The sequence below is a fragment of the Chrysiogenia bacterium genome, assembly GCA_020434085.1.
Classification (GTDB): Bacteria; JAGRBM01; JAGRBM01; order JAGRBM01; family JAGRBM01; genus JAGRBM01.
Map to the genome: position 1 here is coordinate 1 of JAGRBM010000555.1, position 12,250 is coordinate 12,250.

A 12,250-nucleotide genomic window follows, 5' to 3' on the forward strand; every position below is an offset into this window, starting at 1 on the left:
GCGCCCAGCGCCCGGCATCGGTGCGCACCGCGGCGCTGCTGGCCAAAAGCAGCGCCCCCACCGAAGCACGCGAGGCCATCGACTACGTGGGCTTTGAAATCGGCGAGGAATACATCGTCGGCTACGGCCTCGATCACGCCGAGCGCTACCGCGAGCTGCCGGATCTGTGGGTGATGCGGCTGCCGGAATAACCCGTTGCCAATCCAGGCGAGAGGGCGAGGCATGCCTCGCCCTTCCTCGCTGGCCCCGTGCACCCCTCATCCGCCCTTCGGGCAGCTTCTCCCGAAGAATGAACCAAAGCTTTTAGAGACGCGCCTTGCGCACCGCCCGAATGGTGCGCTGGTCGTAGCGCATGAAAACCTGACGGATGCGCTCTCTTGCTGCGTCGATGATCTGCGCGTGATCGAAGGCCAGCGGCGGCAGCTCATCGAGCACGAAGAGCTGCGCCTTTGCCGCGTCGTCACCGGCGCGGATGGTCAGTGACTCGGCCGGCAGGACGGCGGTGAAGGCCTCGGAGATGGTGCGCCCACGCGGGTCGCGCCCCGGCGCGGAAAACGAACGCACGTATTCGAGACCCTCCAATTTCACCCCGGTCTCTTCCTCAAGCTCGCGCGCGGCGGCGGCCTGCGAGTCCTCGCCCTCGTCGACAAAACCGCCGGGCAGCGCCCAGCTCCCTGCGAAGGGATCGCGCCCACGCTCGATCAGCAGAATCTTGAGCGGCTCGTTGTCGGCAAAGGCGAAGAGCACCACGTCGACGGTGAGCGCGCAGTTGGGAATGATCGTACTTGCCATGGCACCTCTTCTTAGCCGGTTTTTCGCAGGCAGGCCCAGTCACGCGTAAACAGACTTGGCAAACTCGTATAACCACTTGTTTTTACAGCGTTTTTAGAGATGCACCCAAACGCTCCCCTGCGCCCTGCTCCCAGCAGCAAGCGCATAACTCCTTTAATTTCAGTCAGTTATCTGGTACCCACCCACCTGCCAACCTGGTTGACAGCGGTGTTCAGATTCCCGGGGTCCGCAGCGCCGCTTCCGCTGAAATCGACGTCAGTGTCTAGTGTAAATCCCAATAATTTCAGCGTACTTACGAGTTTACAAAAATATATGTTCAGGATGGAACGCTTCTTGAGTTAACGCCGACAACATTGCACCAGCGTGCCCCGACGAGCCCTTGGGTGAGTCTCGAGGAAGCCGGAACCCGCGAGGCACATGGGTAGGAGGAAATGATGAAGTTTTCGATTGGAATCCTGGCAGCTCTGATGCTGTCGCTCTCCGCAGGCACGGCACTGGCCGGCGGATCGACGCCGCCGCCTCCGCCGCCGTCCACCCCTTCGGCCGACGTGGCCTGGGCAAAGACCGCCCTGGCACTACAGCGTCAGATTGATGTGCGCACTCCCTTCAAGGACGCGACCTTCCTGGGCACGCACAACAGCTACAACTCGCAGGCCTACCAGACGATCTTCAGCTACCTCGATCCCAACCAGAGCAACTCGCTCTCGACGCAGCTCTTCGACTCGGGCGCGCGCTTTATCGAGCTCGACGTGCACAACGCCTACAACGACCTGCTGCTCTGCCACGGGCAGGACAACCACGTGGGGTGCAGCGCCTTCGACCGCCCCTTCTGGAAGGGCCTCGAAGAGCTGCGCAAGTTCCTCACCCGCTACCCCGAAGAAGTGGTGCTCCTCTACATCGAGGATCACATGGACGGGAAGTACAACGACGCTTTGAGCGACATTCTCAGCCAGCTCGGCAGCCACATCTACACGCCGGCGGGCAACTGCACGAACATTGCCACCAACCTGACCAAGGCCGACGTGCTGGCCGCGGGCAAGCAGGTGCTGCTGCTCGATCCGGGTTGCGACGGGAACAGCGCGTGGGACTCCATCGTCTTCTCGGGCATCGGCAGCGGCGGCTTTCCCACCGAGCAGGTGGAGGACCTGAACGGCTTTCCCGCCTGCAACGGCGGCGCCAACTATGAGAACATGGTGCGCTTCTACGAGGACCGCACCAACCTCTCCTCGCTGTTTTCCGATCCGGGCGATCCGCTGACCACTTCCAACATCGATGACGTTCTCAAGTGCGGCGGCAACATCGTGGGCTTCGACATGCTGGGCAAGGACGACGCCCGCATGACGGCGGCAATCTGGAGCTGGGCCCCCGGAGAGCCCAATAACTACAACAGCAACGAAGACTGCGGCGAATCTCGCGGCGACGGGCGCTTCAATGACGTCAACTGCGCCAACACCCGCCAGTACGCCTGCCGCAAGCCCGGCACCAAACAGTGGTACGTCACCAACGGCGCGGGCCCCTGGATCACGGGCGAGCTCTACTGCAGCGCCGAGACCGGCGGTCAGTTCCTTTTTGACGTGCCCACCAGCGCTTCCGACAACGAGGCGCTCAAGAGCGCCAAGGCCGCGCGCGGCGCGGGCACGGTGTGGCTCAACTACCAGGACGCCGACACCGAGGGCACCTGGCTCGTCGGGCACGAGGGCAAGGCCGCCAAGAGCGCGCAGACCATTTTCCAGAACAAGGGCAGCAAGTGCATGGACGATTCCTCGGCGCGCGCCGCCGCGGGCGCGAACGTCCACCTCTGGGATTGCCACGGCAAGGCCAACCAGTTCTGGCTCCTCGACTCCGACGGGCTCATCCACAGCGGCGTGAATTACAACCGCTGCCTCGAAGCCGCCGGCTGGGGCACGGCAAACGGCACGAACATCCAGCTCGGCAACTGCCACGGCGGCGACAACCAGGTCTGGATCTACGACGGCCAGACGCTCGCGAGCGCGCTCGCTCCGGGCAAGGTCATCGACGTCTCGGGCAACGGCAGTTCCAACGGCACGAACATCCAGCTCTGGAGCGCCAATGGCAGCCAGGCCCAGCGCTGGACCGCTGCCAAGTTCCTCTCCATCAAGTCGGTGGGCAAGTGCCTGGACGTGAGCGGCTACAACACCGGCAACGGCACGAACATTCATGCCAGCACCTGCCACGGCGGCGACAACCAGAAGTGGTGGCACGACGAGCGCGGCCTGCTGCGCAGCCTGATGCATCCGGGCAAGTGCCTGGACGTCGAGGGCAAGAGCACTTCGAACGGCGCCAACATCCACCTGTGGGACTGTCATGGCGGCGACAACCAGGTGTGGATCTACGACGGCACCTTCCTGCGCTCGAAAATGAACCAGTCGAAGGTCGTCGATGTCTCGGGCGACGACAACGTGCATTTGTGGGGTTACCACGGGGGGGCCAACCAGCAAATGAAATTCGAGTAGTCCCCGACCCTGCTCGGACAGCGCCGCCGCTCGATTCCCCTTTCGAGCGGCGGCGCTGTTTTTTGCGTGCTATAAGTGGCCCTTCACAAGAAGGACCCCACCATGTTCGACGACATCCTCGAGCGTCTGCTGCGCTGCCCGACGGCGCCCTTCCATGAGGGCTACGTGCTCGGCGAGATCCGCGCCCTCGCGCGCCAGTATGGGCTGCCGCTCAGCGAAGACCGCTTCGGCAACCTGCGCGTGGATCATCCCGCCGGTGGCAGCGGCGCCCAGCTCCTGATGGTTGCACACACCGATCACCCGGCCTTTCTCGTGACCGGTATGCGCGGCAAGCGCGCGACCGGCGCGTGGTGGGGCGGCGTGCTGCCACCCTACTTCAAGGGCGCAAAGGTGAAGCTCCATCCCTACTGCGCGGCGCTCAAACCCGAGGAGGCCGCCGCCATGGCCATCCGCGGGCGCATCACTTCGACAAAGCTCGATGAGAGCAAGCGGCGCGTGCACGAGGTGTCCGTGCAGCTCGAAGCCGCGCCCGACAAGAACTTCGAATGGATCGGCGGCTGGGACCTTCCCGAGTTCCGTCGCCGCGGCAACCGGATCGTGAGCAGCCACATCGACGACCTGGTGGGCGCGGCGCTCGCGCTCTCGACGCTGGTCGCGCTTCGCGGCAAAAAGCTCAAGGCGCCTGTCGCGGCGCTCTTCACCCGCGCCGAAGAGGACGGGTTCCATGGCGCGCTGGCGGCAACGATGGACAAACTTGTGCCCGCAAACGCGCTGGCCCTCTCCATCGAATCAAGCAGCCAGAGAGCCGGCGCCCGGCTGGGCAAGGGCCCGGTGCTGCGCCAGGGCGACGCCGCCGGCGTATTCGATTCGCGCGCCACGCGCTGGATCGAAGAGCAGGCCGCCGCGCTTGCAAAGAAAAAGAATCTCGTCTTCCAGAAGCGCGTCATGGACGGCGGCGCCTGCGAGGCTACCGCCTTTGGCGCACTCGGCTACGCCTCGTGCGGGCTCGCCCTGCCGCTGGCGGGGTATCACAACATGGGTCCGAAGGACCGCATCGTTGCCGAGCAAGTCGATGCCGACGACGCCGCGGCGGCGCTCGCGCTGCTTGAGCACCTGGCAAGAAACTGGACCGGCGAGCTGCCGGTAAAGACGAAGCTTGGCGCAACGCTGGAGAAACGCCGCAAGGAATCGGTGCGGCAGCTCAAGAAGCGCAAAGTGCCGACGGGATTTTAGGGAGTTACCGCAGCCGGTCCAGCTCGGGCAGGTCGAGCCCGGCCAGCACGCCGCGCAGATAGATCGTCACTTCATCGCGGGTGCCAAAGCGCAGGGCTTTCTTTGCCACCTGCTCGCAGTCCTTGGCCGAGAGCGCCTGAATCACGTAGCGAACCAGCGGCAGCGAAGTGGGAGAGACCGAGATGCCGTCGAAGCCCATGCCGACCAGCAGCGGGATCGCCTCCGGATAACCGCCAAGCTCGCCGCAGAGGTTCACGCGAATCTTCGCTTTCCTGGCCGCTTTGCTCGTCAGGTTGATCAGCTGCAACACCGCCGGGTGGAGCGGGTCGAACAGGCCGGCCACACGCTGGTTGTTGCGATCGACGGCCAGCGTGTACTGGGTCAGGTCGTTCGTTCCCACGCTGAAAAAGTCGACCTTCTTGGCAAACTTATCGGCCAGCAGCGCGGCCGCCGGCACCTCGACCATCATTCCGATCTCAATGTCGGGATCGAAGTCCTGGCCTTCGCGCTTGAGCTCGGCCTTGGTTTCCTCGACAAGCTCGCGGGCGCGATCGAGTTCGCTGAGATTGGTAATCATGGGGAACATGATCGCAGCCTTGCCCAGCGTGCTGGCGCGCAAAATGGCGCGAAGCTGCGTCTTGAAAACGTGAACCAGATCGAGCGAGACGCGAATGGAGCGCCAACCGAGCACCGGATTGCTCTCAATGGGGCCCTTGAGCTGCGGCATGTATTTGTCGCCGCCGGCATCCAGGGTTCGGAAGACGATCAGATCGTCGGGGCCGTTCTTGATGACCTGCGAATAGACCTTGTACTGCTCTTCTTCGGTCGGGAACGTGGGCCGCGTGATGTAGAGAAACTCCGTACGATAGAGCCCCACGCCGTCGGCGCGGTAGGTGCGCGCGGTCTTCGCGTCGGCGATGATGCTCACGTTGGCCATGAGGCGAATCCGCCGACCGTCGGTCGTGGCAGCCTCGGCCTTCGTGGAGCCCTCGATCTCCTCGCGGGCGGAGCGGTAGTCGCGGCGCGCGCGCTTGAATTCCTTGAGTACTTCCTTGTCAGGATTGACGTAGACATTGCCCGATGCACCGTCGACGATCAGGAAGTCCCCGTCGCGGATCATGCGGAGCTGATTTTCCAGACCCACCACGCCGGGAATGCCGAAGCTGCGCGCGAGAATCGACGCGTGGGAGTCGGCACCGCCCTCGCCCGAGACCATGCCCACCAGGCCGCGCGCTTCCATCTCGATCGCGTCCGAGGGCATCACCCGCGTTGCAACGAGAATTCCGCGCTCGCCCTTCTTGCGCTTGTGGTCGGGCGACTTCCGGGACAGGGAGTTGAGCATGCGCTTGCCCACGTCCTCGATGTCCGCGATCTTGTCGGCAATGTAGGGATCGTCGATCTGCTCGAAGAGCTGCACGTAGTGCGCGACCACGTTGCGCACCGCATAGAGGCCGCTGTGCTTCTGCACGCGAATGGCTTCGCGGATCTTTCCGAGAAAGCCCTCGTCCTCGAGAATCATGAGATGCGTCGAGAAGATCTTGGCTTCTTCGTCCGAGAGACGCTCGGCGATGCGCAGCTCGGCGTCCTTGATCTCGTCGCGCACGCGCGAGATCGCCTGGTCGAGCGCGTAGAGCTCCGCATCGGTGTCTTCGACGAATTCCTTGACGCCGAAGAGCTGCATCAGGTCGCCTTCTTCGACGACGACGGCGGTTCCCATGGCGATGCCCGGCGAGGCGGCGATGCCACGCACCACGCTGTGCCGGCCTTCCTCACCGCCGCGCTGGCGCTCGGTCGCACGCGAGGGCGGCCCCAGCGGCAGCTTGTGCTCGTTCACCGCCTGCAGCAGGCGGTAGTTCTGCACCATGACGGCAACCTGCGTGCCGATGCTGCCGATGACCGAGAGGTCCTCGGGGGAGAACTGGCGCTCGTCGCGGGTCTGGACGTTGATGACACCAAGCGGGCGGCCCTGCTCGAGAATCGGAGAGGAGAGCAGCGAGATGTACTGCTCTTCCTGGGTCTCGGGAAAATACTTGTAGCGTGGGTGTTCGGCGGCGTTCTTGACGGCGACGGGCTTCATTTCTTCGACCGCGAGGCCGGTGATGCCTTCATCGACGTGCATCTGCACCTTGCCGACCGATGCCGGGTCGAGTCCCTCGGTGGAGGTGAGCACCAGGTTCTCGCCGGTTTCGTCGAGCAGGTAGATCGAACACACATCGCAGTCCATCTGGCGAGTTACCAGACGGCAGACGTGATCGAGCGTGTCCTGCAGCTCGTGCGAGCGCGAGATCAACGCGGCGATTTCTTCTAGAATCGCCAGTTTCTTGGCAATGTCGTTGTGGTCGATGCTCATTCCCGGCCTGTCCGCATGTGACGCGAAGACACCGGTTTCAGCACGCAAGGGAGCCTTCAGAGCCCTCTTCCCCTGCGCTCCCCCGGCCAACGAGTTCCACGCGATATTTGAGTATAGACGCTGAGCCGAAAGTTCACACTTTCGAGTGCATCAATGAATCATTTTTAAGTTTTTCAGCGGCCCGGAATGATGAGCTTGCTCTTGGGCGTCTCCGGCCCGCCCTCCCCGATCTTGCCGCCTTCGACGCCGCCCGATAGCGCAGCGCGTTGCGCGGTAAAAAGTTCTTCAAAGGGTCGTCGCAAGAGCGCCACCAGAAATGCGGGCACCTCCGGAAGCTGCTCGATGGCCTCGGCAAGGGTCGCCGCCTGCTCGCCGATGTCGGCATAACCGCGGCCATGCAGGGCGTGGGCCGCGTCGCGCAGCCGGCGCACCCAGCGCGCCTTGCCCTCGCCTTCGAGCGCGTCGGCCGCTGCCTGCTGAAACGTGCGCTCCAATTGTTCGATCCGCTGCGCCGGGCTGATGATCACCGTGCTGGTTAGCACGTTCTCGATCTTCGCCGTGAGTTCGCGCCCCGTTTCCTTGTCCGGGCCCCAGCCGCGGAAGGGATGTTCTTCGAGCAGAGAGGCCGACCCGCGGGCAAAGGCGAGCATCTCGCGCTCGTCCAGTTTCCTGGCCAGCGCTTTTGCTGGATGGGGTTCGAGCGAGATCGCCGGCGGCAGTTTGCGCACCATTTCGTGCAGCGCCGCAAACCCGTCGGGCAGCGCGTGGCCGAGCTCGCGGGTCAGCGCCTCGGCCTCTTCGATGAGAGTCCGGGCGTGGCCCCCGCTGAGTCGCACGACGGGAACCTGCTTGCTGCGCAGCAGGTCGCGGCGAATTTCGTTGGCACGCTTGCGACCGCTGGCGGCGAGCTGGATGAGCTTGATGCCCTCGGTGTCGCTCACATAGCAGGCCACCGCTTCGCGCCCGCCTTCGGCGGCGTCTGCAAAGAGCCACATCATCCGGCCGCCCGAGCCATCGATCGAGGTCGCCAGGCAATCGAGGGCGGGCTCTTCACGAACGGCCGCGGGCGTTGCCTTCTCTTCGGCGGGCAGTTCGACCTCGATACCCGCCGAGCGCAGCCGGTGCACGGCGCGCCCCAGCTCTTTTCGCTGCGCCTTGCTGAGATCGAACTCCCCCAGCTTCGCGAGCGCGCCCGAGTCCTTTGCCGCCAGCGCGGCATCCAACTGCTGCGCGAACTGCGCGGACTCAATTGCGGTTTTTGCTTTTGATTCGGTCATTTCACTATGATCGGCGCCCGTCTGAACATTTGTTCAGGCTTTTGTTTTGCCGGACGCCTCGCCCCCATTCGGGGACGGCGCAATCTATCACCCGGCCGGCCGGGCCGCCAGCGCGGCCCGCATTCCCGGGGCCTTTTGCGGGCCCCTCTCCAGCGCGTTGAGGCACATGTCGGACCCTGCTCCAAATCCCCAGAGCCCCGCCCGCTATTACTATGGCTGGAACATGGTCGCCCTGGCGACTGCGACCGGGCTCTTTTCGGTCGGCATCGTCTTCTATACCCACGGCGTTTTTCGCAGTTACCTGATCGAGGACTTTGGCTTTACCGCCGGCGAGACCTTCGAGGTCTACGCCCTGCACATTGCCGTGGTCGCCCTGCTCTCTTTCGCGGTGACCCCGCGCATGATCGAGCGCATCGGGGCCAAGCGCACCATTCTGATCGGGTGCTTTTGCCTCAGCCTGGGACTCTTTCTCGTCGGACTCTCACCCAACAAGCTCTTCTACTTCGTGGTGTTCGCCACGCTCATTGCCTTCGGCAACAATTGCATGGGCATGATCGCCACGCGCACCACGCTCGTCTTCTGGTTCGAGGCCCGGCGCGCGCAGGCGCTCTCGTTCGCCGCCATGGGCATCACCGCCGGCGGCATTCTGCACGTGCCGGTCACCACGTGGGTGATCGAGCACTACGGCTGGCGTGTAACCTATCAGCTACTCGGCCTTACGGTGCTCACCATGGCGCCCATCGTCGCGCTGTTCTGGAAGAACCGTCCCGAAGACATCGGTCTCGAAGGCGAGCCCGCCCACTGGAAGACAGGCTTCAAGAGCGCGCCGAGCGAAAACGCGCCCGCCATGAACAGCAAGCAGATCCTCTCCAATGGCGTATTTCTGCTCGTGGCGCTCTCGCTGGGAACGTCCTCGGCCTGCTGGAGCGTGATCCTGCAGTCGCTGGTCAGTGATTTTCGCGAACAGGGGTTCTCCCCGCATGAAGCGGCGGGCATGTTTTCGGTTCTCACGACCGTCATCCTCATCGGCAAGCCGCTCTACGGCCCGGTCGGTGACAAAATCGATCGCAAGTGGGCGATTCTCTGGACGCTGCTCATGCAGTTTGCGGCACTGGGCCTCTTTCTGCTCTCGCGTTTCTACCGCCCCTTTGCCTTCGAATTCTTCGGCACGCCGAGCGACGCGGCGCTGCTGAGCGCCATGGTGCTCTTCGGCATCGGCGTGGGCGGTTGCCAGCCGCTCTACTCGGCCTACATGGCCGACCTGTTCGGAAAGCACACCTTTGTGCGCGCCGCCGGGATTTCGGTGCCGCTGGTGATCGGCTGCCAGCTCGTGGGCTATCTCATCAACGGCATCGTCGTCGATGCCACCCAGACGCTGCTCTGGATGTGGTACGTGATGAGCGGATTCTATGTGGTCTCACTGGTATTGTTGATGCTTGTCCCGCGCGCGGGCGAGCTGGCCGAGCGCTCGCCGAGTCTCTACGAGGGATCTCTGGTCCCCAGCGCCATCGACTCCGAGCTCATCCAGGATTCCAGCAGCCACGCCGCCGACCGGCACGAGCCCTGAAGTTCCCCGCCACCTGATGCATGGGTTTGGCAAGCCAAACCCCTACCGTTGTTTGCTGGCAGATGCCGGCAGGGGCTTGGCTCGCCAAGCCCACGTCACGAACCGGCGTCGCCGCCGTCCGCCGGGTCCAGGCTCTCTCGGTAGATCTCGATCACGCTGCGCGCGTGTGTGCCGGCGCCGCCCAGTTGCAGGCGGCACTGGGCGCACTCGCTGGCGAGCGTCTGCGCGCCGGAGTCGGCAAGCGCTTTGCCGGCGCCTTGCTCGCAAAAACTCTGCGCGCGATCGAAGTTCTCCGCGCGCAGTCCCCACGCTCCGCCCATGCCGCAGCAAGTCGCGTCCAGACGCTTCACATCAAGGCCCGGCACCTGCCGGAGAAGTCGAAGCGACTCATGTTGCGTCCCCAGCGCGGCATCGACGCAGCCCTCGTGCCAGGCAATCGTTCCCTCGAGCGCGCGCGCCGGACGCGCGAGGGTTCCCGCCTCGTGCAACTTCCACAGATATTCGGCCGCACCGTGGACGCGCAGCTTTTTGAGACGCTTTGCATCTTCAAAAACATGCCGCCCATCGCGCCGGATCATCTTCACGCACGCGCTCTCGAGCATCACGATCTCGCGGCCCGACTCAGCGGCGCGTTCGAGCTGCACGAGCATGGCGCCCAGTTTCGCGCCGGCGGCATCGGCGCGCGCCGCAGCGAATTCGGGCGCGCCGCAGCAGCTCTCATGGGCAAGCAGCTCTACCTCGCAACCTGAGCGTTCGAGCGTCTCGATGAGCGCGCGGGCCTGGCCGCCATCGCACAAGCTTGCCTGGCAACCGGCGAAGACGGCCACACGCGGCGCGCCTTCGACGCCCTGCACATTGGGATGTTTCTTCCACCAGCGCGCGAGCCGCGGCTTACCGCGCGGGGGAAGCGGCGCGCGTGCATCGATGCCCGTGAGCTTCTGGAGAATTTTTCGCCCCAATGAACCCAGCAGCGCAAGCAGCCAGCCGAGCCTGCCGCGCCAGCGCGCAAGGCGGGCCACATCGCTCGACCACTTGAGCGCGCGCGGCGCGCCGGAACTCTCATGGCGCGCGCGCAGGTTCTCCCACGCGAGTTGTTCGAGTGGCAGGTCGAGGGGGCACGCGCTCTCGCAGCGGCCGCAGAAGTAGCAGTTGCCGGCAAGGGCATCCGCCTGCTGCGCGATGGCATCGAGGGGCGCGCGGCCCTCGCTGCGCTCGCGCGCCAGCGCAAACAGATCATCGAATACGGGACAGAATTCGCGGCAGATGCCGCAGCCAATGCAGGTCTCGAAGATTTCGGGAAGTGTGGCGGCCACCGCGTCGTGTGGCTGGGCGCTCATAATCGGGGCTCAGTCCCCTGCCGGGACGAGAATGCTGCGATCAAGCAGAGCTTTGAGATCGCGCAGCATGGCCAGGTCCTCGCGCGCCGATCCGTCGAGAATTGCGTAGAGGTTGCCGTGCTCGGCCACCAGCGCCAGCAGCTCGCGCTCGGAACCGGTCAGGTCGGCGCGGAATGCCTCGGGCCCCTTGTTTACGGCAAGGCGCTCGGGCATTTCCTGAAGCAGGCGGTGGTGTTCATCGAGCGAAGCAAGGCCGCCCATCACGAGCGTCGAGGTCTCGGCGTGAATGGTCTGCTCGGTGCGCAGCGAGCTCTTCTTCATGAAGCGGAACTCGCCCTTGGTCCATGCGAGCATGCGGTAGAAGGCCTTGCGCCCCTCTGACTGCCCGCATTTTGCGCCAATAATCTTTCCGGCATCGACATAGATGATGCCACTTTCGGGATCGTCGAACTCCAGCGTCCCGGTGAGCTTGGCGCTCTGCAGAAGCTGGATGAGATCCAGGAAAGAGAGCGTCGAGAGCGTGCCCTTGAGGGCCTGCGACTCGGTGATCTCGTCGAAAGGCTGGAGCTTGCTGAGAATGCCGGAGAAAAGTTCGCTCACCTCTGCAACGGAGAAAGGCTTTTGAATGAAGTGATCGTTGCCTTCGGGCGCGAAGTTGAGGTGGCGCGCCAGCGATTCGCGCACGCTCTCGTCCATGCTGGTGATGACCGCAACGGGAAATTTCTTGTTGCCGGTCTCGCGCAGCGTGCGCACCAGGGCGATGCCGTCCATGCCGGGCATCATCAGGTCGGTGAGCAGCAGGTCGATGGGCTGCTCGGCCATGTGCCTCAGCGCTTCCTCGCCGTCCCAGGCCTCCAGAACGCGCGCACCCGTGCGGCCAAGCGCCTTCTTGAGAAGCTCGTGAATGGAATCGTCGTCATCGACCAGCAGTACAGTATGCGGCATCGTCCGGCCCGCGCAGCGAAGTCCCCGTTTTCGTTGCGCAATTGTTCTGTTTCGCTACGCATGATAGCCGGAAAGCGGCCAAAAGAAAGCGCCGCCGGCGCAGTGCCCCTGGGGGACCGCGCCGGCGACGCCGGAGACAGTGACGATGGCCCCCGGCGTGTCTTGGGATGTCAGCAGGACGGGGAAGGGACGATGCCGGGGAGCCCTGCTTCCGTATCGGCATTACTCGACCGGCCGGGAAATTATTCCGGCCCCCGTACGAATTCGCCGGGGAA

The 12,250-nt window shown here is 64.2% G+C and carries 9 protein-coding genes; 4 read left to right on the forward strand and 5 right to left on the reverse strand.

Translation table 11 applies throughout. The features are described from left to right. On the forward strand, window positions 1-191 hold a 191-nt coding region (locus tag KDH09_18360), incomplete at its 5' end, for a hypoxanthine phosphoribosyltransferase (protein MCB0221666.1). Between the two features lie 112 nt (window positions 192-303). Here KDH09_18360 and KDH09_18365 read toward each other — a convergent pair. Then, complete coding sequence (locus tag KDH09_18365; protein MCB0221667.1) at window positions 304-792, reverse strand: NUDIX hydrolase; 489 nt, start codon at window positions 790-792, stop codon at window positions 304-306. Between the two features lie 434 nt (window positions 793-1,226). On the opposite strand from KDH09_18365, the gene KDH09_18370 reads away from it, so the two are divergent. Continuing rightward, on the forward strand, window positions 1,227-3,266 hold the full coding sequence (locus KDH09_18370) for a ricin-type beta-trefoil lectin domain protein (GenBank protein MCB0221668.1): 2,040 nt from the start codon (window positions 1,227-1,229) through the stop codon (window positions 3,264-3,266). A 102-nt stretch (window positions 3,267-3,368) separates the two neighbouring features. After that, window positions 3,369-4,499 (forward strand): hypothetical protein, encoded by a 1,131-nt coding sequence (locus tag KDH09_18375; protein MCB0221669.1) that lies wholly within the window; start codon window positions 3,369-3,371, stop codon window positions 4,497-4,499. A 4-nt stretch (window positions 4,500-4,503) separates the two neighbouring features. On the opposite strand, the gene ptsP is transcribed toward KDH09_18375, so the two are convergent. Together ptsP and KDH09_18385 are read right to left on the reverse strand one after the other, a co-directional pair. Next, window positions 4,504-6,849 (reverse strand): phosphoenolpyruvate--protein phosphotransferase, encoded by a 2,346-nt coding sequence (gene ptsP, locus KDH09_18380; protein MCB0221670.1) that lies wholly within the window; start codon window positions 6,847-6,849, stop codon window positions 4,504-4,506. A 173-nt stretch (window positions 6,850-7,022) separates the two neighbouring features. Then, the gene (locus tag KDH09_18385; GenBank protein MCB0221671.1) at window positions 7,023-8,126 is read right to left on the reverse strand and encodes a hypothetical protein; all 1,104 of its coding nucleotides are present in this window, start codon (window positions 8,124-8,126) and stop codon (window positions 7,023-7,025) included. A 166-nt stretch (window positions 8,127-8,292) separates the two neighbouring features. On the opposite strand from KDH09_18385, the gene KDH09_18390 reads away from it, so the two are divergent. Continuing rightward, window positions 8,293-9,693: an MFS transporter gene (locus tag KDH09_18390; protein ID MCB0221672.1), complete on the forward strand. Its 1,401-nt coding sequence runs from the start codon at window positions 8,293-8,295 to the stop codon at window positions 9,691-9,693. Window positions 9,694-9,788: 95 nt separating this feature from the next. Here KDH09_18390 and KDH09_18395 read toward each other — a convergent pair whose 3' ends face one another. Together KDH09_18395 and KDH09_18400 are read right to left on the reverse strand one after the other, a co-directional pair. Then, the gene (locus tag KDH09_18395; protein ID MCB0221673.1) at window positions 9,789-11,030 is read right to left on the reverse strand and encodes a 4Fe-4S dicluster domain-containing protein; all 1,242 of its coding nucleotides are present in this window, start codon (window positions 11,028-11,030) and stop codon (window positions 9,789-9,791) included. Window positions 11,031-11,039: 9 nt separating this feature from the next. Further along, window positions 11,040-11,975: a response regulator gene (locus KDH09_18400; GenBank protein ID MCB0221674.1), complete on the reverse strand. Its 936-nt coding sequence runs from the start codon at window positions 11,973-11,975 to the stop codon at window positions 11,040-11,042. Window positions 11,976-12,250 lie beyond the last annotated feature (275 nt).